The 22724-nt window shown below is 63.4% G+C and carries 21 protein-coding genes and 1 tRNA gene; 9 read left to right on the top strand and 13 right to left on the bottom strand.

All coding sequences use genetic code 11. The annotated features are described in order from the left end of the window. Positions 1-61 precede the first annotated feature (61 nt). The 7 genes from P3T18_RS27795 to recA form a co-directional block, all read right to left on the bottom strand. Positions 62-685: a pilin gene (locus P3T18_RS27795; protein ID WP_429303167.1), complete on the bottom strand. Its 624-nt coding sequence runs from the start codon at positions 683-685 to the stop codon at positions 62-64. 143 nt (positions 686-828) lie between these two features. Then, positions 829-1533: a TerC family protein gene (locus P3T18_RS27790; protein WP_429303166.1), complete on the bottom strand. Its 705-nt coding sequence runs from the start codon at positions 1531-1533 to the stop codon at positions 829-831. 142 nt (positions 1534-1675) lie between these two features. Beyond that, positions 1676-2557 (bottom strand): succinate--CoA ligase subunit alpha, encoded by an 882-nt coding sequence (gene sucD, locus P3T18_RS27785; protein ID WP_179734193.1) that lies wholly within the window; start codon positions 2555-2557, stop codon positions 1676-1678. 115 nt (positions 2558-2672) lie between these two features. Then, complete coding sequence (gene sucC / locus P3T18_RS27780; protein ID WP_429303165.1) at positions 2673-3839, bottom strand: ADP-forming succinate--CoA ligase subunit beta; 1167 nt, start codon at positions 3837-3839, stop codon at positions 2673-2675. Continuing rightward, on the bottom strand, positions 3836-4573 hold the full coding sequence (locus P3T18_RS27775) for a DUF2889 domain-containing protein (protein ID WP_429303415.1): 738 nt from the start codon (positions 4571-4573) through the stop codon (positions 3836-3838). The genes sucC and P3T18_RS27775 overlap by 4 nt, the downstream gene beginning before the upstream one ends. 251 nt (positions 4574-4824) lie before the next feature. Then, entirely contained in the window at positions 4825-5592 is a 768-nt protein-coding gene (gene recX, locus P3T18_RS27770; RefSeq protein ID WP_429303164.1) for a recombination regulator RecX, read from the bottom strand. 7 nt (positions 5593-5599) lie between these two features. Further along, positions 5600-6682 carry a recombinase RecA gene (gene recA / locus P3T18_RS27765; RefSeq protein ID WP_429303163.1) on the bottom strand — a complete coding sequence of 361 codons (1083 nt, stop codon included), beginning with the start codon at positions 6680-6682 and terminating at the stop codon, positions 5600-5602. Positions 6683-6912: 230 nt separating this feature from the next. On the opposite strand from recA, the gene P3T18_RS27760 reads away from it, so the two are divergent. From P3T18_RS27760 to P3T18_RS27740, 5 genes are all read left to right on the top strand, one after another. After that, positions 6913-7671, top strand: coding sequence for a response regulator (locus P3T18_RS27760; protein ID WP_429303162.1), 759 nt, complete (start codon positions 6913-6915; stop codon positions 7669-7671). 10 nt (positions 7672-7681) lie between these two features. Continuing rightward, on the top strand, positions 7682-9226 hold the full coding sequence (locus tag P3T18_RS27755; protein ID WP_429303161.1) for a sensor histidine kinase N-terminal domain-containing protein: 1545 nt from the start codon (positions 7682-7684) through the stop codon (positions 9224-9226). Between the two features lie 229 nt (positions 9227-9455). Then, positions 9456-11114, top strand: a complete 1659-nt coding sequence (locus tag P3T18_RS27750) for an MFS transporter (protein ID WP_429303160.1) — start codon at positions 9456-9458, stop codon at positions 11112-11114. Positions 11115-11200: 86 nt separating this feature from the next. Continuing rightward, a tRNA-Met gene (locus tag P3T18_RS27745) sits at positions 11201-11277 on the top strand. A gap of 86 nt (positions 11278-11363) precedes the next feature. Continuing rightward, positions 11364-11690, top strand: a complete 327-nt coding sequence (locus P3T18_RS27740) for a hypothetical protein (RefSeq protein ID WP_429303159.1) — start codon at positions 11364-11366, stop codon at positions 11688-11690. 118 nt (positions 11691-11808) lie between these two features. Here P3T18_RS27740 and P3T18_RS27735 read toward each other — a convergent pair whose 3' ends face one another. From P3T18_RS27735 to P3T18_RS27715, 5 genes are all read right to left on the bottom strand, one after another. Then, on the bottom strand, positions 11809-13944 hold the full coding sequence (locus tag P3T18_RS27735) for a phosphocholine-specific phospholipase C (RefSeq protein WP_429303158.1): 2136 nt from the start codon (positions 13942-13944) through the stop codon (positions 11809-11811). A gap of 120 nt (positions 13945-14064) precedes the next feature. Beyond that, positions 14065-14400, bottom strand: a complete 336-nt coding sequence (locus P3T18_RS27730; RefSeq protein WP_429303157.1) for a hypothetical protein — start codon at positions 14398-14400, stop codon at positions 14065-14067. Between the two features lie 13 nt (positions 14401-14413). Further along, positions 14414-16510: a LamG-like jellyroll fold domain-containing protein gene (locus P3T18_RS27725; RefSeq protein WP_429303156.1), complete on the bottom strand. Its 2097-nt coding sequence runs from the start codon at positions 16508-16510 to the stop codon at positions 14414-14416. Positions 16511-16633: 123 nt separating this feature from the next. Next, the gene (locus P3T18_RS27720; protein ID WP_429303155.1) at positions 16634-17506 is read right to left on the bottom strand and encodes a LysR substrate-binding domain-containing protein; all 873 of its coding nucleotides are present in this window, start codon (positions 17504-17506) and stop codon (positions 16634-16636) included. 101 nt (positions 17507-17607) lie between these two features. Further along, on the bottom strand, positions 17608-18051 hold the full coding sequence (locus P3T18_RS27715; protein ID WP_429303154.1) for a MarR family winged helix-turn-helix transcriptional regulator: 444 nt from the start codon (positions 18049-18051) through the stop codon (positions 17608-17610). A 147-nt stretch (positions 18052-18198) separates the two neighbouring features. On the opposite strand from P3T18_RS27715, the gene P3T18_RS27710 reads away from it, so the two are divergent. Continuing rightward, the gene (locus P3T18_RS27710) at positions 18199-19737 is read left to right on the top strand and encodes a DHA2 family efflux MFS transporter permease subunit (RefSeq protein ID WP_429303153.1); all 1539 of its coding nucleotides are present in this window, start codon (positions 18199-18201) and stop codon (positions 19735-19737) included. A 43-nt stretch (positions 19738-19780) separates the two neighbouring features. Here P3T18_RS27710 and P3T18_RS27705 read toward each other — a convergent pair whose 3' ends face one another. Then, a complete protein-coding gene (locus tag P3T18_RS27705; protein WP_429303414.1) occupies positions 19781-20494 on the bottom strand; it encodes a FadR/GntR family transcriptional regulator in 714 nt (237 codons plus the stop codon). Between the two features lie 197 nt (positions 20495-20691). Here P3T18_RS27705 and dgoD point away from each other — a divergent pair, with 197 nt between their 5' ends. From dgoD to P3T18_RS27690, 3 genes are all read left to right on the top strand, one after another. Continuing rightward, positions 20692-21840 carry a galactonate dehydratase gene (dgoD, locus tag P3T18_RS27700; RefSeq protein WP_429303152.1) on the top strand — a complete coding sequence of 383 codons (1149 nt, stop codon included), beginning with the start codon at positions 20692-20694 and terminating at the stop codon, positions 21838-21840. A gap of 288 nt (positions 21841-22128) precedes the next feature. Continuing rightward, a complete protein-coding gene (locus P3T18_RS27695; RefSeq protein WP_429303151.1) occupies positions 22129-22431 on the top strand; it encodes a hypothetical protein in 303 nt (100 codons plus the stop codon). A 34-nt stretch (positions 22432-22465) separates the two neighbouring features. Beyond that, positions 22466-22687, top strand: a complete 222-nt coding sequence (locus P3T18_RS27690) for a YodC family protein (protein ID WP_429303150.1) — start codon at positions 22466-22468, stop codon at positions 22685-22687. Positions 22688-22724: the final 37 nt, after the last annotated feature.

Raw genomic sequence — 22724 nt, 5'->3', positions numbered from 1 at the left:
ATCCCAAAAATCAGCGTTTTACGCGCGCTTGGCGCCGCTCATGCTCACGCAAGCTCTACCCTCAGGCGCGGCATTCCGGCGGCGCGAGATTGGACGGTAAGGTGGGTGCGTCTGCCGGTGCGGGTCCCGCGCCCGGCGCCGGCAGGGACGACGATGCCTTGCCGCCCGCGAAGCATTCCCACGTCACCGCACCGGGCAGCGCCGCGCCCTTGCTCAAGGCGATCCGTGCGGTGGGTGCGTCGACGTTGTCGGGCACCGAGGGCACCAAAGTCAGCGTGTTCGAACCCGCCGGCGCTACGCGCGTGGAAAAGGCAACGATGATCTGGCCGGTGTCGTCGTCGACGTGAATCGAATCGACGTTGCGCGTTGCGGGCGGCGATGCATAGCCGCCGCTAAATGCGTTGCCGCTCGCGGCGTTTTCCGCCACCGCAAGCCGCGCGGACGAGGCCAGCGACAGCCCCTCTCCCACGCGACTGCGCGCCAGATAATCCTGGTACGCGGGAATCGCGTAGGCCGCAATCACACCGACAATTGCGAGCACGATCATCAATTCGATCAGGGTGAAACCGCGCCCGAATTTTCGGCAGAAGGACGCAAGCCGTCGAGGCCAACGCGCGCGTCCGAACGCAATGTGTCTCGACGGCGTGGAATGTGAGTACGGGGAATAAGGCAGGGTAAGGTTCATCGACAGGCTCCTGAAACGAAAACGCCTGCCCCACGGTGAGGGACAGGCGCGTTCATCGTAGCCAGCGGTGCGCGTGGCGGGCAGTCGGCCGAATGGCTAACGTCGCGGCTTCGGCGCGTTTTGCGTCCGCCTGCGTTGCGGTGTCAGACGGCGGCGCGATGCGCCTTACGACGCCTCAGCGCGTAACCGAGCAGCACGACGAACAACGCGCCGGCCAGGCTCATGCCGTACTCGGCCACGGGAGAATCGAGAATTGGCCAGCGGTCGCCGGCGGGGTCGTTGATGATCAGGCCGCCCGCGATCCAGCCGAGCAGCGCTGCGCCCAGCGTAATGATGACCGGAAAGCGATCGAGCAGTTTGAGCACGAGTTGGCTGCCCCACACGATCAGCGGAATGCTCACCACCAGGCCGAAGATGACGAGCGCGAGACGATGATCGGGGTCGGCGGCTTCCGCAGCGCCCGCGATCGCGACGACGTTGTCGAGACTCATCACGGCATCGGCGACGATGATGGTGCGGATCGCGGAGATCAGTTTGTCGGCCGGTTTGACGTGCTCATGCGCGTCGTGCGCGGGCGCCATCAGACGCACACCGATCCACAGCAACAACAGGCCGCCCGCGAATTTGAGCAGCGGCACGTCCAGCAAGGCCACCGCGAACGCGATCAGCGCGATGCGCAGCACGATCGCACCGGCCGTGCCCCACAGCACGCCCTTCGTGCGTTGCGACGCCGGCAGGTTACGGCAGGCCAGCGCAATCACGACTGCGTTGTCGCCGCCCAGCAGGATGTCGATCACGATGATCTGGATGACTGCGCCCCAGTGGAGCGTGGCGAGAAAGTCGAACATGGCTGAAGAATAAGAAGAATTCCGGCGCACAGCCATAAAAAAAGCGGAGGAGTCTGAACTCCCCCGCTTTTTGAACTGCCCGCTTACGAAAGGGATCCGTAAGCGTATCAAAAACGCGCCACGACCGCGCGCGAATTTCGATTTACAGCATCGCCTTCAGAAGACGCGCCATTTCCGACGGGTTCTTCGTGACCTTGATACCGCACGCTTCCATGATTTCCAGCTTCGCTTCGGCCGTATCCGCACCGCCCGAGATCAGCGCGCCGGCGTGGCCCATGCGCTTGCCCGGAGGCGCCGTGACGCCAGCGATGAAGCCAACCACCGGCTTCTTCATGTTGTCCTTGATCCACTCAGCAGCATTCGCTTCGTCCGGACCACCGATCTCGCCGATCATGATGACGGCGTCCGTTTCCGGATCGTCGTTGAACATCTTCATCACGTCGATGTGCTTCAGACCGTTGATCGGGTCGCCGCCGATACCGACTGCCGACGATTGGCCGAGGCCGATTGCCGTCAATTGACCGACTGCTTCGTACGTCAGCGTGCCCGAACGCGACACGACGCCGATGCGGCCCTTGCGGTGGATGTGACCCGGCATGATGCCGATCTTCAGCTCGTCCGGCGTGATCGTGCCGGGGCAGTTCGGGCCGAGCAGCAGCGTCTTGCGGTTCTCTGCGCGCATACGAGCCTTGAGCTCGATCATGTCGCGCACGGGAATGCCTTCCGTGATGCAGATGGCGAGATCCAGGTCGGCTTCGACCGCTTCCCAGATTGCCGCAGCAGCGCCTGCCGGCGGAACGTAAATCACCGACACGGTCGCGCCCGTTTCAGCCTTGGCTTCAGCGACGCTAGCGTAGATAGGAATGCCTTCGAAGTCTTCGCCCGCGCGCTTCGGGTTCACGCCCGCAACGTACGCTTCACGACCGTTTGCATATTCACGGCAAGCACGCGTGTGGAACTGACCGGTCTTGCCGGTGATGCCCTGCGTGATGACCTTGGTGTCTTTGTTAATCAGAATCGACATGTATTGACCTCTGTTCGTTTGGCGCCGCGCCCTCGCGACGCGCGGTGCGGATGTTCTCCGCCCGCGTCGCTCGCGCGCCGCCATTCGTAATCCTGGTTATCCTGGCTGAGCGCTCTTACTTGCCTTGAGCGGCCGCGACGACCTTCTGGGCCGCTTCTTCCATGCTGTCCGCCGCAATGATCGGCAGACCGGATTCAGCGAGCATCTTCTTGCCCAGGTCTTCGTTCGTGCCCTTCATGCGGACCACGAGCGGCACCTTCAGCGACACGGCCTTCGACGCCGCGATCACGCCTTCCGCGATCACGTCGCAGCGCATGATGCCGCCGAAAATGTTGACCAGGATCGCGGTCAGGTTCGGGTTCTTCAGCATGATCTTGAACGCTTCCGTGACCTTCTCGGTCGTGGCGCCACCGCCCACGTCCAGGAAGTTCGCCGGTTCGCCGCCGAACAGCTTGATGGTGTCCATCGTTGCCATTGCGAGGCCTGCGCCGTTCACGAGGCAGCCGATGTTGCCGTCGAGCGAGATGTACGCGAGGTCGAACTTCGACGCTTCGACTTCAGCCGGATCTTCTTCGTCCAGATCGCGATACGCGACGATTTCCGGGTGACGGAACAGTGCGTTCGAATCGAAGTTGAACTTGGCGTCGAGTGCGATGACCTTGCCGTCGCCCGTCAGGATCAGCGGGTTGATTTCGGCCAGCGATGCGTCCGTTTCCCAGAATGCCTTGTACAGGCCTTGCAGGATCGCGCGTGCTTGCGGCAGCGAAGCGGCGGGCACGCCGATCTTCGTGGCCAGCTCGTCGGCTTCTGCGTCTTTCAGACCGGTTGCCGGGTCGACAGCGATCTTGTGGATCAGCTCGGGCGTCTTTTCCGCGACTTCTTCGACGTCCATGCCGCCTTCGCTCGATGCCATCACGACGATCTTCTGCGAAACGCGATCGATCACGAGGCCGACATACAGTTCCTTCTTGATGTCAGCGCCTTCTTCGATCAGCAGACGATTCACCTTCTGGCCTTCCGGACCGGTCTGGTGCGTGACGAGCTGCATGCCGAGGATCTGTTCCGAATACTCGCGAACCTGATCCAGCGACTTGGCGACCTTCACGCCGCCGCCCTTGCCACGGCCACCCGCGTGGATCTGAGCCTTCACGACCCATACCGGGCCGCCGAGCTCTTCCGCGGCCTTGACCGCATCATCCACCGAGAAGACCGGCTTGCCGCGCGGTACCGCGACGCCGAATTTCCGCAGGATTTCCTTACCCTGGTACTCGTGAATCTTCATGCGTGATTCCCTTCAGTCTGAGAGTTGGATTGAACTTCGTTTCCGCCGCCGTTCATGCCGGACGCGTCGCCGCCTTCGCTTCTCTGGCTTGACACCCCGTCGCCTGACGATGCCGCGCGATCCGCTGTATACGGAGCGCGGCCATACCAGCGCGGATAAAACTGCTGCACCGCCTCGCCGTCGAAACGCAGCGCGTGGCAGCGTCCCAGCTGGAATGGCGGTTTGTCGTTGGAATGCTCGCCTGTGCTGTTAGACGATTCGTCTCCTGAACCTCCGCTCGCGCCCGGCGTGCCGTCATTGGTGTTCCATACGTCGCCGGCGAACGCCTGAATGGCAGCGGTCGGCAGGATCGCGCACAACTCGGTGAGATGCGTGCAACCGGCCGTGCCGGCCAGCAAACGGGCAGCATCGCGACGGAAGTTGTGGAACAGATTGAGCCCGATGAGGGCACGGTAGGCGGGATTGCTGGCCTGGCATAACCCTGGATAGGGCACCCAGTCGGACGACGCTTCGGCGTCGACGACGTTGAGCTTGCGATCGATGGTGATGCGAAGCCAGAGTTCATGGATCGGCTGACCATTGGGCCGGACGCCCGACGCAAGGACCACATCGCGCGGTTTTTCGTCGGTCAAGCACGCTTCCACATCCCACAGGCCATCGGCTCTCTCATAGGCTTCCGCTCTGATTGCGCGACGATGGCGCAACTGACGGGACACTGGCGAGGAGAGCGGCATGCGGAAAGGAAAGGCCGGATTGGAAAACCCATGAATTTTAGCATACTGGGTATTTGAGACAGGTCGGAATGCGCAGTGCCGCCAGCCGCGCCGCTTTGCGGGACGGGCCTTATCTCGAAGTTGGCGGATGAAGTCCTGCCGCAGTGCGTGCGCTGGGGACACGCTTAGCTCGTGAACGGTGGCTTACGGCGGCACATGACCATGCCATTGGCCGCGCAAATGCGAGCAGTTCCTGCCGCGTGGTCACGCGGCTATTCGCCGGCCCAATCCTCGTCCAGACCTTTGAGAATTTTGCCGATGGTGGCGCCCGAAAAGCCACGCGATGCCAGAAACCTCGCCTGCTTGGCGCGGTCGGCGGGCGTTTCCGGCAGCTTGCCGAATTTCCTGTTCCACACGGCGTGCGCACGTGCAAGCTCGGTCTCGCGCAATTGCGCGCTGGCTTCTTCGACGAGACTCGGGTCGACGGCGTGCTGTTTCAATTCGCCGACGATACGGCTAGCGCCGAGCCGCGACGAACGCCGATGAAGCAGACTTTCCGTGAAACGCGAATCGGACAGCCAGTTTTCGGCCTGCAATGTCTCGAGCAAGGTATCTAGTGAATCGTTTTCTTCGACGAACGGCTTTAGCTTGCGCGCCAGTTCGGAGCGGCTGTATTCACGCCGGGAGAGATAGCCGAGCGCGCGTCCTTTTAGCGAACGGGCTGGGCGTTGAGATTTTTTCTGCTCGTCCTGGCCGGACCTGGCTTCGCCGGGCGTGCGACGGGAACGGCTGTAAGTTGTTTCGGACGGGTCGAAATCCGAGTCGGCGTTCGAATCGGCGTTCGTGCCGGAATCGGCTGCAGAGGACGCTTTGGAAAACGCGGGCGACAGGTTTCGACCTGCGGCCCGGTCATGCGCATCGAACGATTCGAACGGATCAGCTGAATCCGCCGAATCGTCGTGCTGTGCCGAGTTACGCGGGCCGTCCGCATAGCGTCCAGTACGGCTAGTGTTGGACAGCGACCGGCCCTTGCGTATCACGTGACGGTTACTCTTCTTCGTCCGCGACTTCAGCGCCTGCGCCGGCGCCGGTCACCGCTTCCGCCATGGCATTGACGCCCAGCGATTCGCGGATACGGTTCTCGATTTCACGCGCGATGTCGGCATTCTCACGCAGGAATTCGCGCGCGTTGTCTTTACCTTGACCAATCCGCTCGCCGTTGTAGCTGTACCATGCGCCCGCCTTGTCGACGATCTTGGCTTGCACGCCCAGATCGATGATTTCGCCCTGACGCGAGATACCTTCGCCGTACAGAATGTCGAAAATCGCTTCGCGGAACGGTGGCGACACCTTGTTCTTGACGACCTTCACGCGCGTTTCGTTGCCGATGACTTCGTCGTTCTTCTTGATCGAACCGATACGGCGAATGTCCAGACGCACCGACGCGTAGAACTTCAGCGCGTTACCGCCCGTGGTAGTTTCCGGGTTGCCGAACATCACGCCGATCTTCATGCGAATCTGGTTAATGAAGATGACGAGGCAGTTCGTGCGCTTGATCGTGCCGGTGAGCTTGCGCAGCGCTTGCGACATCAGACGCGCTTGCAGACCCGGCAGCGAGTCGCCCATTTCGCCTTCGATTTCAGCCTTCGGCACCAGTGCCGCGACCGAGTCGATCACGATCATGTCGATCGAGCCCGAACGCACCAGCGCGTCGGCGATTTCCAGCGCCTGTTCGCCCGTGTCCGGCTGCGAAACCAGCAGTTCGTTGACGTTCACGCCGAGCTTGCCCGCGTACTGGATATCCAGCGCGTGTTCTGCGTCGATAAACGCTGCCGTGCCGCCGATTTTCTGCATTTCGGCAATGACTTGCAGCGTCAGCGTGGTTTTACCGGACGATTCCGGGCCATAAATTTCGACCACACGACCACGCGGCAAACCGCCGACGCCGAGCGCGATGTCGAGACCGAGCGAACCGGTCGACACGACCTGGATGTCTTCGACTACCTCACCCGCGCCGAGCCGCATGACCGACCCTTTGCCGAACTGCTTTTCGATCTGCGCGAGGGCGGCAGCGAGTGCCTTGCTCTTTTCAGCAGTCAGTCCAGCCGAGCCTTTCTTGCTTTCTTCCATGAATCGTCCTTTGCTATGATGAACGGCGTCTGAGGCAGATGTGCGGCCCGTTCTGAAAGGACAGCACACGAAACCCAGACACTGTATAAAAAAACAGTAGTTTTGGCAAGCGCGATTCTCATGCGAACGCGCATTTTTACTGTCGCGCCGCCCAACTACCCACAATTGATTTCGGAGACCGCTGTGCGCCGGGGGCAACCCGCGGTGCCGGCAAGGCCAGGCTGCGCACCATGCGAATTCTGATTGCCGAAGACGACAGCATACTCGCGGACGGTCTGGTTCGATCACTCCGCCAATCGGCCTATGCCGTCGACCACGTGAAGAACGGCGTCGAGGCGGATACCGCGCTGTCGATGCAAACTTTCGACCTGCTGATTCTCGATCTCGGCCTGCCGCGCATGTCCGGGCTCGAGGTGCTGCGCCGTCTGCGCGCGCGCAATTCGGCCGTGCCGGTGCTGATCCTCACCGCCGCCGACAGCGTCGACGAACGCGTCAAGGGACTCGACCTCGGCGCCGACGACTACATGGCCAAGCCCTTCGCGCTGAACGAACTCGAAGCTCGCGTGCGGGCGCTGACCCGGCGCGGCGCCGGCGGCGGCCCGACCGTAGTGCGGCATGGCTCGCTGTCGTTCGATCAGGTGGGGCGAATCGCCTACGTCAACGAACAGGTGATCGATCTGTCGGCGCGTGAACTCGGCTTGCTGGAAGTGCTGCTGCAACGGATCGGCCGGCTGGTGTCGAAGGAACAACTCGTCGACCATCTTTGCGGCTGGGGCGAGGAAGTGAGCAACAACGCCATCGAGGTCTACGTGCACCGGCTGCGCAAGAAAATCGAGCCGAGCGGCGTGCGCATCATCACTGTGCGCGGACTGGGCTACTGCCTGGAGAAAGCCGCAGCGGCGGCCACGAGCGCCGAAGCAGCCGCACCGCCGCCTGCCTCGCCCGAGCCGCCGACCGGCGCGATGCCGGCAAGCCATCACTACAAGTAAGAAGGCAGCCATGTCCGCACGCGCAGACCGCGCTCCGGCGCACGCTGCGGATCTCGACGAGGTGCGCGACGAGCGCTACGCCAACCCGTTCGCCCCGCCGGACGAAACCGAAACCGCCATAGAAGCGCGCCCGCGCTCGCTGTTCGGCGAGATTCTCGACTGGATGCTGGCGCCGCTGCTGCTGCTGTGGCCCATGAGCCTGGCCATCACGTATCTGGTCGCGAAGTCGATTGCCAACGGTCCGTTCGACCGCGCGCTCGAAACCGATGCCTATGTGCTCGCGCGCCAGATTCATCCGGTGAACGGTGTGGCCGAGCTGTCGCTGCCCGATTCCACCCGCGACTTTTTACGCACCGACAACGTGGACAGCGTGTTCTATCAGGTGCTCGGCACGCGCGGCGAACTGGTGGGCGGCGAACGCGACATGCCCTTGCCGCACGAGGACGACCGGCCGCAGCCCGGTCAGGTCGAGTTCCGCGACGACGTGCTGCGCGGCAACGATATCCGGGTCGCTTACACGACCGTCGAATTTCCGCATACGCCCGGCGCACAACCCGTGCTGGTGCAGGTTGCCGAGACGCTCGACAAACGCAGCCAGCTCGCCAACGACATCATCAAGGGCGTGATCCTGCCGCAGTTCGTGATCCTGCCGCTGGCCATCCTGCTGGTGTGGTTCGGTCTGTCGCGCGGTCTCGCGCCCCTGCATGCGCTGCAGGCGCACATTCGCGCGCGGCGTCCGGACGACCTTTCGCCGCTGGAAGCACGCCGCGCACCGCCGGAAATCGAGCCGCTGGTCACGTCGTTCAACGATCTGCTGACGCGCCTCGAACAGAACATGGAACTGCAAAAGCGTTTTATCGCCGACGCCGCGCATCAGATGAAAACGCCGCTTGCCGGCTTGCGTACGCAGGCGGAACTCGCGCTGCGCCAGGACGCTTCCGCCGAAGTGCACCGCTCCCTCGAACAGATCGCGACCAGTTCCGAGCACGCGGCGCGGCTCGTCACCCAACTGCTCGCGCTCGCCCGCGCCGAAAACCGTATGTCGGGGCAGGTCTTCTCGCCGGTCCGCGTGACGGAAGTGGCACGCAACGCCGTGCGCGACTGGGTTCAGGCCGCGCTCGCCAAACAGATGGACCTCGGCTACGAAGCGGACGAGTCGGGCGAGCAGGTCGAAGTGGACGGCAACCCGGTCATGCTGCGCGAAATGCTGTCGAACCTGATCGACAACGCCATCCGCTACACACCGGCCGGCGGGCGCATCACCGTGCGCGTGCGACACGACGCGGCCGCGCGGCTCGTGCATCTGGAAGTGGAAGACACCGGACTCGGCATTCCAGTCGCCGAACGCTCGCGGGTCGTCGAGCGCTTTTACCGGATTCTCGGCCGCGAAGGCGACGGCAGCGGGCTGGGCCTCGCGATCGTCCGCGAGATCGCGACCATGCACGGCGGCGACCTGACCATCGACGACAACGTTTATCAGGACGCGCCACGTCTTGCCGGAACGCTGGTGCGTGTCAGTTTGCACGAGCTGAAACGGGGGCGGGACTTACCCTAAGGCCACGCGTCGCCACGAATTTAATTACGCGCGATAACAGCACGATGAAGATTAAAAACGTGCATTTGGTTAATCTTTGACTGACGTTAAGAGAAATTCTCAGCCACACCAAGTTCCTGTAGTTTGCTCCGCCGCGTCAGTACGCCGTAAGTTTCCACTCCAATAATCGGTTGCACGGGAACGCCTTTGCCGGCGAACCGCGTGTACATATCAATATTGGAGACGACATATGGCTACCGTTGGCGGGCAAATCTCGCACGTGCCGATGACGGGCGAAGAGAAACGGGTGATCTTCGCATCGTCGCTGGGTACGATTTTCGAATGGTACGACTTCTTCCTGGCCGGCTCGCTCGCGGCCTTCATCAGTAAGAGCTTCTTCTCAGGCGTCAATCCGACGGCCGCCTTCATCTTTACGCTGCTCAGCTTCGCGGCGGGCTTCGCGGTGCGTCCGTTCGGCGCGATCGTGTTCGGCCGCCTGGGCGATCTGGTCGGACGCAAGTACACATTTCTCGTCACGATTCTGATCATGGGCTTCTCGACCTTCCTGGTGGGCTTTCTGCCGGGCTATGCGTCGATCGGCATTGCTTCGCCGGTGATCTTCATCGCGATGCGCATGCTGCAAGGCCTCGCGCTCGGCGGCGAATACGGTGGCGCCGCGACCTACGTGGCCGAACACGCGCCTGCCGGACGCCGCGGCTTCTACACCTCGTGGATCCAGGCAACCGCCACGCTTGGTCTGTTCCTGTCGCTGCTCGTGATTCTCGGCGTGCGCAAGACGATGGGCGAAGACGCGTTCGGCGACTGGGGCTGGCGCATTCCGTTCGTCGCGTCGATCATCCTGCTGGCCGTGTCCGTGTGGATTCGCATGCAACTGCATGAGTCGCCGGTGTTCGAGCGCATCAAGTCCGAAGGCAAGACGTCCAAGCGACCGCTGACGGAAGCGTTCGGCGAATGGAAAAACCTGAAGATCGTGATTCTGGCGCTGGTCGGCCTGACCGCCGGTCAAGCCGTGGTCTGGTACACGGGTCAGTTCTACACGCTGTTCTTCCTGACGCAAACGCTGAAAGTGGACGGCAGCAGCGCCAACATCATGATCGCGATCGCGCTGCTGATCGGCACGCCGTTCTTCCTGTTCTTCGGCTCGCTGTCGGACCGAATCGGCCGCAAGCCGATCATCATGGCGGGTCTGCTGATCGCTGCCTGCACGTACTTCCCGCTGTTCAAGGCGCTGACGCACTACGCCAACCCGGCACTGGAAGCGGCTAGCGCGAAAGCACCGATCGTCGTGATCGCCAATCCGGACGAATGCTCGTTCCAGTTCAACCCGGTGGGCACCTCGAAGTTCACGAGTTCGTGCGACATTGCCAAGGGCGCGCTCTCGAAGGCTGGCCTGAACTACGAGAACGTCGCGGCACCGGCCGGCACGCTGGCCGAGATCAAGATCGGCGACACGGTGATCAACACCTATGACGGCAAGGCCGCCGACGCCAAGGATCAAGGCAAGGCATTCGACAAGACGCTGGCCACGACGCTGAAGACCGCCGGCTATCCGCCGAAGGCCGATCCCTCGCAGATCAACTGGCCGATGTGCGTGGTGATCCTGACGATCATGATGCTTTACGTGACGATGGTGTACGGCCCGATCGCGGCGATGCTGGTCGAAATGTTCCCGACGCGCATTCGCTATACGTCGATGTCGCTGCCGTATCACATCGGCAACGGCTGGTTCGGCGGCTTCCTGCCGGCCACGGCGTTCGCGATCGTCGCAGCCAAGGGCAACATCTTCTCGGGTCTGTGGTATCCGATCGTGATTGCGGTCGCAACGTTCGTGATCGGCATGCTGTTCGTCAAGGAAACCAAGGACTCGGATATCTACGCGCAGGACTGAAACACCGGACGCACGGGCCATCTTGAAAAAGTTGGGTCTCAGGGGTTGACAGCCTTCTGGTCCGTGCGCATAATCTCGCTTCTTTCGGCGAATTAGCTCAGTTGGTTAGAGCGACGGAATCATAATCCGCAGGTCCGGGGTTCGAGTCCCTGATTCGCCACCAGTATCAAGAAAAAGCCGCTACTTCTCACGAAGTAGCGGCTTTTTTGTTTCTGGCTTTCCGAACCGCAACTTCAAGGGAGTATCTTGATGACGTTCCGCACCACCCTGCTCGCCGCTTCGGCTTTCGTCGCCCTGTTCGGCGCTGCGCACGCGTCGATTGCCGACGCGCAGACTCCGCCCGATAGCCAGTGGCGCACCAGTCCGCTGACCTTGTCCAATCTGCTGCAGGACGGCTACAAGATCGCCGCGGTCGTGAACGGCGCGCGTGGCAATGCGGGCGTCGCCGACACGATTTTCGTGCAGCGCGATCAGAGCGCGTTCAAGTGCATCGATCCGCAGCAATCGGATGCAAAGACCAAAGCGGCGTGCTTCGAACTGGTTCAGCCGTCCGGCCCGGCGCCCGAGGCGAAGTAAGTCTGCGCGCTGCCTCGGCACCAGCGTCAAAGTCTCAGCCATAAAAAAGGGAGTCGGCGCGCAGCCCGACTCCCCGAAGTGCCACTCCTCGCGCCATGAGCGCGACCCTGCTGCTACCTCAACTCGTGCCCATCGCCGGATCGCTGACGCTGTCCTTGCCGGTCTCGACGCGTCCAGCGAAGCGTCGCGTCAAACCATTTTCGGCCGCCAGCGTGAAGTCGTACCAACCGCCCGAAGCGCCGACCGACCAGTACGGCTCGACCTGCATGCCGGCCGGCACGGCGTAGCTCCACGGACCGTCGCTGCGATACGCGTTGGAGGTCACCGTCACGTTAGTGGTGGCGTTGCCCGTGTTCATGATCGTCAGATAGACGGCGCTATTGACGACGTCGTAGCAGACGCGCACCTCCGGGTTCGGTCCGCTCGCCGCCGCTGCCACGTTGCCCTGAAACGCGCGATGAAAACCGTTCGGCCCGAGCACCCACAAACTGTAGTGGCCCGTGTCGTCGGCGAGCGCCGCCCACGAATCCGACAACTCCTTGCCTGCCTCGACCGTATAACGGCGCGGCGGACGGTCGAGGTGCAACTGGTCGTAGACGTGGAACACCGCGCCGGCCGTCCCCGTATTGCTGAGGATCAGCCATAGCAGGCCACCTTGCACGTCGGCGTTCGCGCTCACGTGCAACAGATAGGGCAACGCACGCGACGGCCGCGACATCAGTGCCTGCTGCGGCATCTGCTGACTGGCCGCCGACGGCACCGGCACCGCACCCAGCGCGCTCTGCTGCGTATTCTGCGCGTCGGCCTGAGCTTTGGTCGGCGCGGGCAGCGAGGCGACCGGCGCATCGTTCGGATTGCGAAAGTTGAACGCCGACGTGAGATCGCCGCACACCGCGCGCCGCCACGGACTGATATTGGTTTCGACCACGCCGAAACGCTGCTCCAGAAAGCGCAGCACCGACGTGTGGTCGAACACTTGCGAGTTGACCCAGCCACCCGTACTCCACGGCGACACGACGAACATCGGCACGCGCGGTCCCGGTCCGAAGCACTGACCGTCCGGCACGATCGGCGACGAATCGCCCGGCGGGTTGGCCTTGGTGAAGTACTCGTACTGCGTGTCCACGGTCGACTTGCCGGCGAAGCTGCCGTCCGCGTTCTTGCTCGGCGCGTCGGGCGGCGGCATGTGATCGAAGAAGCAATCGTTCTCGTCGTAATTGACGAACAGCACGGTCTTGCTCCACACGTCCGGATTGGCGGTCAGCGTGTCGAGCAGCAATTGCAGGTAGTAGCCACCCTGCCCCGGCGTCGATGCGCCCGGATGCTCGCAATAAGCCTGCGGCGAAACGATCCAGCTTACCTGCGGCATCTGGCCGGCGGCGATATCGTCTTTGAGCGCCTGCAGAAACCCGCCGTCCGGCATGGTGTTGCCGATGCCCTTGTAAAGCGGCGCCACGGCTTCGAGCGTCTGTGTGTACGGCAGCAAGGGCGAGCCCGGCAAGGTCTCGTTGACTTTGCGGAAAGTCGCGAAGCCGGCGAGCGAGTTGTCAGTGTAGTTGTCCGGCATGTTCTGGTAGACCTTCCAGCTCACGCCCGCTGCCTGCAACCGCTCCGGGTAGGTGGTCCACGTCAAGCCTGTGGCGGACGCACCGAGGCCGTCCCAGCCGTCGTTGTTGACGACCGGATTGGCGCCGGCGCTGGCGCCGTTCGTGCCGGTCCAGAGGAAGATCCGGTTCGAGTTGGTGCCGCCGTGCAGCGAGCAGTGATACGCGTCGCAAATCGTGAAAGCGTTGGCGAGCGCAACGTGGAACGGCAGGTCGGCCTGCTTCAGATAACCCATCGACACATCGCCTTTGGCTTTCGGCCATTGCGTCATGCGACCGTTGTCCCACGCCTGATGCGCGTCGCTCCACGAATGCGGGCCGCCGGCGAGCAGCGCGTTGCCTTTGGTGCTGTCGAGATAGAACGGCAACACGGTACGGCTGCCGTCGTTCTGCTGGAACACGGTGGTGCCGCCCGGCTGCGGAATCGTGAAGCGGTCGGCGAAACCGCGCACGCCGGGCAGCGTGCCGAAGTAATGATCGAACGAGCGGTTCTCCTGCATGAAGATCACCACGTGCTGCACGTCGTTGATGGTGCCGGTCGCGTTGTTGGCGGGAATGGCGAGCGCGCGACGGATCGCGGGCGGAAACAGGCCGAGCGCGGCGGCGCCCGCGGCGCTGCGCAGGAAAGTACGGCGGTCCAGTGAAGTCATGTTTGGCGTGTTGTGAGCGTCGATATCTGTGCGCTTGCCGGAGCCGTCGTCGTCGACGAATGGACGAACGGCTCGGCGAAGCGCACGCGGCGAACGTGCGTCAGGGCACGTCGTGGCGCATCAGGGAGCGCAGACCAGCTGCGTGTTCTGCAACGGCTGCGCGGCGCTCGCGCCCGAGGCGGCGCATGCGCCGGACGCGGGCGCGGACACGATCGCAACCGGCGCGCTCGCGCCGCCCGCGCCTGCCGGCGAGTTGTTCGCCGCGGCCGAGGTGCCGCTGCCGCTGGCGGCGCCGTTGTTGCTGGAACTGCCGTCGCAGGCAGCCAGCGCGACGCACAGCGCGCACAGAACAGCCGCCGCCAGCGGACGATACGGACGGTGCAGACGGTACGAACGCGCCCGGCCGGCGCACACCGCCTGCACGCCGGGCTTCACGAAAGACGTCGAGATGTTCATCGCGAAACTCCGTTCAATGGATGAGCGTGGAAAGCGGCTGTCCCGACCCGAACACCGACTGCAACTCGGTCTCGGTGACGATCCGGGTCCACAGCGCGAGGTCGCCGAATGCCTGCACGTCGGGCGGCGTCGCGGCGCACTGGCCGACGGTGTACGGCGGCGTGTCGTTACAGGCGTTCATGTAGTAGTGACCCGTGCCGTCCTCGTTCAGACCGAAGATGCCGAGGCCCGGCAGCTTCGCGATGTTCACGCTCAGCGTCTGACCCAGCACCTTCTGCTCGCCGAGCACCGGATCGAAGATGTACGCGTTGATCTTCTTCGCGGTGGTGTCGATGGCGAGCGCGAGATAGGTCCATTTATTCGCGCTGACGTTCAGGCTGTTGATGTCGTTGCGCGTGCTGCCGTCGCCGAGATTGAAGCGGATATTGCAGCTCGTGCTCGAACCCGGAAACAGACCGATCGCAATGCCGGCGTTGCCGCCCGAGTAGTAGTTCTTGTTCGAGAACACCGGCGTGCCGTTGCCCGTGAGGTTGGCGCACGAGGTGTAGAACCAGAAGCCGATCGTGAACTGCGCGTGCGTCGTGACGTCGTTGGTCTGCGTGAGCTTGTAGCCGTCGAAACCGTTGCTATCGACGGTATGCGTGTCGATCTGCAAACCCTTGCCGCCGAATACGTCGGCCACCAGCGTGCCGCTGTCCGCATCCGACGCCCACGGCGCCATCGTGCTGGCGGCGAGCCGGTCCACCGGCGGCAACGCGCCGAACGGGTAATAGCTGGAGAGTCCGGTGGTCAAGGTGCTCGCGAGCGGCGGCGGCGGCGGGGGCGGAGGCGGCGGCTGCACGTACACCACCTGCGTGATGGTCGCGAGCGGCGCATTGCCCGCCACCACCGTGTAGTTGAACGGATAGACACCGGTCGCCGTCAGGCCGAGCTGGTTGTCCGTGTAGGTGGCGGTGCCCGCCGGCAGACTGGCGATCAGCGTGCCGTTGCGCAGTACGCTGATCGCGCCGGTAGTCGGCGCATTCCATGTCAACACGAGGCTGGCGTTGTCGCTGCCGGTCGTGCCGAGCAGGTGCGAGACCGGCGTAGCGCCGAGCAGTTGGCCGCCGTCGAGTGCATACGTCGTCGCGTCCGGCAATGCGCCTTGATAGGCGAGCAGCGTCGGCGTGATGTCGGCGATGCTGGCGCGCGCGTAGAGCGCGGCCATCGTCGTCGGTGCGGCGGTGTTGCCGAGGCGCGCATTCGGCGCCTGGTTGATGGCGATGAAGCTCGTCGATTCCGCCGGCAGCGGCAGGCCGTCGGTGCCGCCCGCCGCGTTCAAGCCGTGACTCGCGGTCACGACCACCAGCCAGTTCTCGTTGCTGCGCTTCGCGGTTGCGGCGACCAGCGTGCCGAGCGCGGCGTCGAGCTGCGTCAGCGTGCTCGCATAATTCGCCGACGACAACCCGGCGTTCAGCGCCGCGTCCTGTGCGGAATGGTATTGCGCAACGACGAGCGAATAACCGTTGCCGATCATGCTCACGCCGTTCTGCGTCACGCAGGCATCCACCGACGCGCAGTTCACGAGCGTGTCGAGATTGCCCGCGTTCTGATCGGGCGTCAGCAGCGCCGCAAGACCGCTCGAACCGACTGCCGCGCCCATGCTGCCCGCGGCGGCACTCCTGAGCATTTGAAACACCGTGCTGCTATGCGACGCCTGATTCGGCGCATCCGAATTCACCTGATGGCGATCCGCCCACGTGCCGGTCAGCACCGTCGCCCAACCGGGCGTGTCGAGATTCGGCTGCTGCGCGAGCGTGCCGTTGACGCCGCCGCTGTAGGCGGGCGCAACCGACAGCTTGCCGAGGTTCGGGAGTTTGCCGGCGGCAATGCCTGCGCTCAGCGCGCTGTAGGTCACGCCGTCGAGTTCGACCAGCAGCATTTTTTTGGCGGCGGGTGCGCCGGCTGCGCCCGGCGTGCTCGCCGGCGTCGAACCCTGATCGTTGGAAGCCCCTGCATTTGCGCCGGCCGCTGACGATGCGCCGCCGCAGCCGCTCAACGCGGCCGTTGCGGTCAGCGCGCCGAGCAAGGCCAGGCCGCATGCGAATTGCACGACGGTATGCCGTCTCATGATGTCCCCTCTTCGATGCCGATATGCGCCGAACCTTCCGGCGAGTCGTTGCAACGATAGGGATCGAGGGCGACGCGGCTATGTCGATCTGCGCAAGCTGACCGATACCGGCATCAGCATTTTTTAGTGGACGCGCGGCGTGGCGTCGACGTTGGCGATGAACGCCGTGATGAGGCGTGAGCCGGTGCGCGCCTGCAAGTGGTAGAGATATTCCTGCAGAACGGGCGCATCCGCATTAAGGGGAATTTGCCGCAGATCGGGATGTGCGGGCGCTTCGCCGAGTGGCATCAAGGTGCAGCCCATGTTGTGGCGGATCGCTTCGTAGATCGCTTCGCGGCTACCGATTTCGATCAGCATGGACGGCCCCGCGCCGATGCGCTTGAGCGCCGTTTCGGTGGCCTCGCGCGTACGCGAGCCGGGCTCGCGCAACAGCAGCGTATGAGCCGCCACATCGGCCAGTCCGACGGCTTCACGCGCGGCGAGCGGATGCGAGCAATGCGCGACCACGACGAGCGGATCGTCGGCGATCGTGCGGCGGGCGAAACGCGGATCGTCCACGCGTTGCGACGACACCGCCAGATCGACCCTGAAGTCGAGCAGCGCGTCGAGCATCTGCTGCGAGTTGCCGATCTCCACGCAGATCTTGACGGCCGGATACTCGCGATGAAACGCCGCGATAGCGGGCAGGATGTAGTAAGGCCCGGTGGCCCCCACGCGCAGATTGCCCGCGGCAAGCACACGTTCGTTGCGCAACGTGAAGTCGATGTCGCTTTCGGTCTGCTGCATGCGGTCGATCAGCGGCATGAGCGCGGCGCCGGCGTCGGTCAGATCGAAACGGCTGCCGCGCCGGTGGAACAGTTCGACGCCGTACTGCTTTTCGAGTTGCTGGATGCGCGCCGTGATGGTCGGCTGACTGACTTCGAGCCGCCGCGCGGCAGCGGTGACACTGCCTTGCCGGACGGTTTCATAAAAGGCGACCAGAAGCGGAGCGAGCATGGAAGGCCAAAGGCAAAACTTCCAATTTATTACCGCTAGAAGGCAATTTCGTTACGAAACGCTTTTGCTTCTGTAAGGCAGCCGGCTGGGCCACCGCGAAATCAGCGGTCGACGAGACGGCTCAGATTGCCGCGCACGCGTTGCAGCAACGCGATCAGTTGCTTCGCCTCAGCGTCGGTGAAGCCGTCGAGTGCTTCGAGCGCGACTTCGTCGCCCACGATGCGCGCCTTGCCGAGCGTGCGTTCCGCTTTCGGCGTCATGTGAACCTGGCGCTCGCGGCGATCCTGCGGATTGACGGTGCGCTCGATCCAGCCGCCCTCCTCCATGCGGTCGAGCAGGCGGCCCGCCGAAATCGGCGCCACTTCCAGCAGATCGGCCAGCCGCGCCTGATTGGTGTCGCCGTAATGCGCGAGGTAGGCCAGCACGCGGCACTGCGCGCGCGTCAGATCGACCGACGACCTGGCGAGGTCGTCGAAACGCTTGCCGGTCAGCCGGCCGACGTCGGAGATCAGAAAGCCGAAGCGCTCTTCGAGTTGGGTTTTCATGGGCGGATTATACGAAGACTCGATTTTTTTCGAGGCGAACACGCCACGAAAACCACTTAATTCAGACTCCGCATAAAACCTGGTGGGCGGCCGCCTTCTGGCTGGATATACTAAGCATGCTTACTATATTCACGGCCCCCGCTCTCCATGCCTTCCGACTCCGCGCCGCCAGGCGCTGCCGCCCCGCTCAACCGGCCGATGATCACCGTCTCGATCATGCTCGCGACGCTGATTCAAACCCTCGACAGCACGATCGCCAACGTCGCGCTGCCGCATATGCAGGGCACGTTGTCGGCGTCGCAGGATGAGATCACGTGGGTGCTGACGTCGTACATCGTCGCGGCCGCGATTGCCACGCCGCTCACCGGCTGGCTGTCGGACCGGCTGAGCGTGAAGCGTCTGTTGATCGTGGCGATCGGCGGATTCACCGTGGCGTCGGCGTTGTGCGGACTGTCGGAGACGCTCGCGCAGATCGTCGCGTCGCGGCTGCTGCAAGGTATTTTCGGCGCCTCGCTGGTGCCGCTCTCGCAGTCGATCCTGCTCGACATCAATCCACGCGAAAAGCAGGGCCAGGCGATGGCCGTATGGGGCATGGGCGTGATGGTCGGGCCGATTCTCGGACCGACGCTCGGCGGCTGGCTCACCGACAGCTACAACTGGCGCTGGGTGTTCTTCATCAACGTGCCGATCGGCGCGTTCGCGCTGTTCGGCGTGGCGACGTTCCTGCCCTCGCGCGAACCGAAGCACGACGTGAAATTCGACGCGTTCGGCTTCGCCACCCTGGGTCTTTCGATCGGCGCGTTGCAGGCCATGCTCGATCGCGGCGAGCAACTCGACTGGTTCGGTTCGCATGAGATCGTGATCGAGGCGCTGCTCGCCGCAATCAGCTTCGCGTTTTTCCTCGTGCACACGGCAACCGTCGGCAAGAAATCGTTTTTCAAATACGAGTTGCTGCGGGACCCGAACTTCGCCACCGGCACGTTTTTCATCTTCGTGATCGGCGCCGTGATGTACGCGACCCGCGCGTTGCTGCCGCCAATGTTGCAGAACCTGATGAACTATCCCGTCGCCACCACGGGCCTGGTCACGGCGCCGAGCGGCGCGGGCACCATGCTCGCCATGCTGATTGCAGGCCGGCTATTGAAACGGATCGACGCGCGGCTTCTGCTGCTGTCTGGCTTCCTGATATCGGCCTTCGCACTCTGGCAGATGATGCACTACACCATGGTGCTCTCGGAGTCGGACATTGTCTGGCCGGGCGTGATTCAGGGCTTCGGTCTCGGCCTCGTGTTCGTGCCGCTAAGCGCGCTGACCTTCTCGACGTTGCAGCCCGAATTGCGCGCGGACGGCACGGCCACTTACAGCCTGATGCGCAACATCGGCAGCAGTATTGGCATCTCGATCGTGCAGACGCTGATGACGCGCAACACGCAGGTGTCGCATGCGGACCTCGCCGCCAACATCTCCGTCTTCAATCCGGCGATCCAGCCGATGCTCGACAGCGGTTCGAACTACGACATGGCGGCACTCAACGTGTCGATCACGCAGCAGGCTTCGATGATCGCGTATCTGAACGACTTCAAGCTCATGTTCATGGCAACCCTGCTGGTGATCCCGCTTCTGCTGCTGATACGCCCGTCGCACAAGGCACCGGACGCGTCCGTCGCGCACGCGGCGATGGACTGAGCCGCACGGCCGAACCGCGAGGCGCGCCACACGCAAAGCACGCTCAGCCTTCGATCCGCCCGCGCGTCACGCCGAGCAGGCTGGCCATCGCGTCGCGTGCCGCCGCGGCGTTGCGCGCACGGATCGCTTCGAACACCGCCGTATGTTCGGCCAGCGACGCATTGAACACCTCGGCGCGTTTCGCGTTCAGCCGCAGCTGTGCTTCGAGCGTTCGCTCGATCAGCGTGCCGAGCGGAATCAGCAGTTCGTTGCTGCACGCCGTCAGCACGCTCAGGTGAAACTGCAGATCGGCGCGGACCCATTCGTCGACGTTGCGCGCCGCCACCATCGCGGCATGCGACGCGGCGAGCGCGTCGAAGGTCTCCGTGCTGTGCGAGGTCGCGGCGAGACTGGCCGCATACGGCTCGATCATTTCGCGCATTTCCTGCAACTTGAGCGCAAAAGCCATCGGCTCGGCAACGCGCGAGTACCAGTCGAGCACGTCCACATCCAGCAGATTCCACGCAATCTTCGGCCGCACGCGCGTGCCGACGCGCGGACGCGATTCGATCAGCCCTTTCGACGTCAGCGTGCGCAATGCCTCGCGCAACACCGTGCGGCTCACGCCGAAGGTGTCCATCAACTCGGCCTCGCGAGGCAGGATCGAGTCGGGCGCGTAGTCGCCGCGCAGAATCGCGGTCGCCAGCAGATGGGCGACGCGCCCATGCAGATCGTGCTGTATAGCTTTCTCCCGAGCAGCCTTGCGGCATGAATGGATGTCCGTTCCGAAGCGGGAACGGCCGCGATTATCCGTTATCTCCCGCACTTGACCAGCCGTTGGCCGATTCCTTCTGCGAGAGGTCGCCGTCCAGTATCTGGCCAATAGTACTATTAATAGTACTTAAACGCGATTTTGTTGTAGCATGTGAATCCTCGAATATTTCGCAGGCGCCCGGCCGCCAGGAGACGTACAGCATGAAAATCACCAAACTCGAAACCTTCATCGTTCCGCCGCGCTGGTGCTTTCTCAAGATCGAGACGGACGAGGGCATTGTCGGCTGGGGCGAGCCGGTGGTCGAAGGCCGCGCGCATACGGTCGCAGCGGCTGTCGAAGAACTGTCGGACTACCTGATCGGCAAAGATCCGCTGATGATCGAAGACCACTGGCAGGTGATGTACCGCGCCGGCTTCTATCGCGGCGGCCCGATCACCATGAGCGCGATCGCCGGTGTCGACCAGGCGCTGTGGGACATCAAGGGCAAGCACCACGGCGTGCCGGTCCATGCGCTGCTGGGCGGCCAGGTGCGCGACAAGATCAAGGTCTATTCGTGGATCGGCGGCGACCGTCCGAGCGACGTCGCCAACAATGCGCGCGCCGTGGTGGAGCGCGGCTTCAAGGCGGTCAAGATGAACGGTTCGGAAGAACTGCAGATCATCGACACCTTCGACAAAGTGCAGGGCGTGATCAACAACGTCGCGGCGGTGCGCGAAGCCGTCGGCCCGAACATCGGCATCGGCGTGGACTTCCATGGCCGCGTGCACAAGCCGATGGCCAAGGTGCTGGCGAAGGAACTCGACCCGTACAAGCTGCTCTTCATCGAAGAGCCGGTGCTGTCGGAAAACGCGGAAGCGCTGCGCGATATCGTCAATCAGACCAACACGCCGATCGCGCTGGGCGAGCGCCTGTATTCGCGCTGGGACTTCAAGCACATCCTGTCGGGCGGCTACGTGGACATCATCCAGCCGGACGCGTCGCACGCCGGCGGCATCACGGAATGCCGCAAGATCGCCTCGATGGCGGAAGCCTACGACGTGGCGCTGGCGCTGCACTGCCCGCTCGGCCCGATCGCGCTGGCCACCTGCCTGCAGATCGACGCGGTCAGCTACAACGCGTTCATCCAGGAACAGAGCCTGGGTATTCACTACAACCAGGGCAACGACCTGCTCGACTACATCAAGAACCCGGAAGTCTTCAAATACGAAGACGGCTTCGTCTCGATTCCGCAAGGTCCCGGCCTCGGTATCGAAGTCAACGAGGAGAAGGTGCGCGAGATGGCGAAGGTCGGCCACCGCTGGCGCAACCCGGTGTGGCGCCACGAAGACGGCAGCGTCGCCGAATGGTAATCGCCTCGCCGCACGCTTGATCGTCGAGTGCTTGAACGCCGCCTCCGGGCGGCGTTTCTGTTTGCGGCGAACACGTTACGGCAGCCCGTAGCGCGTCCCGTCTCAGTTACGTAACACAACGGACCAAAACCCCTCGAACAGGCGTTTCGAGGCCACTTTCCGGTCTGCGCCGTCATCGCGCAAAGCCTTATCCAGAAAGGCTTTCACGACTTTTGTTCGGCATCAGACATACGCTTGGCCCACTCCTTGCTCAAATGCAATGAAACGACATTGCAAACGGGGTGCATCATGGGCGAATTCCTTCCTGACTATCTGATCCGCGAACAGGCCGCCGTCGGCGCGCTCGTGGTGTTTGGCGTACTGCGCATCGTCGGCGCGATGCTCGCTTACGAGCGCGGCTGGCGTATTTCGGTCGTCGAAAAATGTTTTATCGGCGCAGCGGTGCTGTACTGCATGCCGCAACTGTTCGATCTGCTGACCCACATGTATGGCGCCCGCTCGGCCGGTGCCGAACTCGAAGGCAAAGCGGCCGGCTGCGCGATCGCGCTGTTCTGCGCGCCGATTCTCGGCCACCGGCTCGGCTTCGAATAATCGCCGTTCCGACCGAACCAGGACCGACCCCATCATGCGACTGACAAGGCGAACCACCCGACCCGCGTACCACGCGGGCGACGTGCTGACGCTCAAATCCGGCGGACGTCCGATGACGGCGACGTGGAGTGGACCGGTGGTGTTCGCGCCGGGCAACTGGCTGATCTGCCAGTGGTTCAGCGGCGATGGAGAATTACAGCAGGAGATGTTTCCGGAGGAGACGCTGGAGCGCGTGGACAACGCGCTCGCAGCCTGAAGAGCAGTAGCGGATCAGCCGGCCACCGCCGGGCGAC

This window comes from Paraburkholderia sp. GAS199, assembly GCF_050436585.1.
GTDB lineage: Bacteria > Pseudomonadota > Gammaproteobacteria > Burkholderiales > Burkholderiaceae > Paraburkholderia.
Note: the sequence above shows the minus strand (reverse complement) of the source record. Positions and strands in the feature narration are given on the sequence as shown.

Bases quoted from the DNA above. Each gene is read 5' to 3' on its own strand.
- P3T18_RS27735 (WP_429303158.1), bottom strand. From the start codon at position 13,944: ATGACTTCACTGGACCGCCGTACTTTCCTGCGCAGCGCCGCGGGCGCC.
- P3T18_RS27710 (WP_429303153.1), top strand. From the start codon at position 18,199: ATGCCTTCCGACTCCGCGCCGCCAGGCGCTGCCGCCCCGCTCAACCGG.
- P3T18_RS27690 (WP_429303150.1), top strand. From the start codon at position 22,466: ATGCGACTGACAAGGCGAACCACCCGACCCGCGTACCACGCGGGCGAC.
- recA (WP_429303163.1), bottom strand. From the start codon at position 6,682: ATGGAAGAAAGCAAGAAAGGCTCGGCTGGACTGACTGCTGAAAAGAGC.
- dgoD (WP_429303152.1), top strand. From the start codon at position 20,692: ATGAAAATCACCAAACTCGAAACCTTCATCGTTCCGCCGCGCTGGTGC.
- P3T18_RS27730 (WP_429303157.1), bottom strand. From the start codon at position 14,400: ATGAACATCTCGACGTCTTTCGTGAAGCCCGGCGTGCAGGCGGTGTGC.
- P3T18_RS27775 (WP_429303415.1), bottom strand. From the start codon at position 4,573: ATGCCGCTCTCCTCGCCAGTGTCCCGTCAGTTGCGCCATCGTCGCGCA.
- P3T18_RS27715 (WP_429303154.1), bottom strand. From the start codon at position 18,051: ATGAAAACCCAACTCGAAGAGCGCTTCGGCTTTCTGATCTCCGACGTC.
- P3T18_RS27760 (WP_429303162.1), top strand. From the start codon at position 6,913: ATGCGAATTCTGATTGCCGAAGACGACAGCATACTCGCGGACGGTCTG.
- P3T18_RS27795 (WP_429303167.1), bottom strand. From the start codon at position 685: ATGAACCTTACCCTGCCTTATTCCCCGTACTCACATTCCACGCCGTCG.
- P3T18_RS27720 (WP_429303155.1), bottom strand. From the start codon at position 17,506: ATGCTCGCTCCGCTTCTGGTCGCCTTTTATGAAACCGTCCGGCAAGGC.
- P3T18_RS27725 (WP_429303156.1), bottom strand. From the start codon at position 16,510: ATGAGACGGCATACCGTCGTGCAATTCGCATGCGGCCTGGCCTTGCTC.
- P3T18_RS27740 (WP_429303159.1), top strand. From the start codon at position 11,364: ATGACGTTCCGCACCACCCTGCTCGCCGCTTCGGCTTTCGTCGCCCTG.
- P3T18_RS27755 (WP_429303161.1), top strand. From the start codon at position 7,682: ATGTCCGCACGCGCAGACCGCGCTCCGGCGCACGCTGCGGATCTCGAC.
- sucC (WP_429303165.1), bottom strand. From the start codon at position 3,839: ATGAAGATTCACGAGTACCAGGGTAAGGAAATCCTGCGGAAATTCGGC.
- P3T18_RS27750 (WP_429303160.1), top strand. From the start codon at position 9,456: ATGGCTACCGTTGGCGGGCAAATCTCGCACGTGCCGATGACGGGCGAA.
- P3T18_RS27790 (WP_429303166.1), bottom strand. From the start codon at position 1,533: ATGTTCGACTTTCTCGCCACGCTCCACTGGGGCGCAGTCATCCAGATC.
- P3T18_RS27695 (WP_429303151.1), top strand. From the start codon at position 22,129: ATGGGCGAATTCCTTCCTGACTATCTGATCCGCGAACAGGCCGCCGTC.
- sucD (WP_179734193.1), bottom strand. From the start codon at position 2,557: ATGTCGATTCTGATTAACAAAGACACCAAGGTCATCACGCAGGGCATC.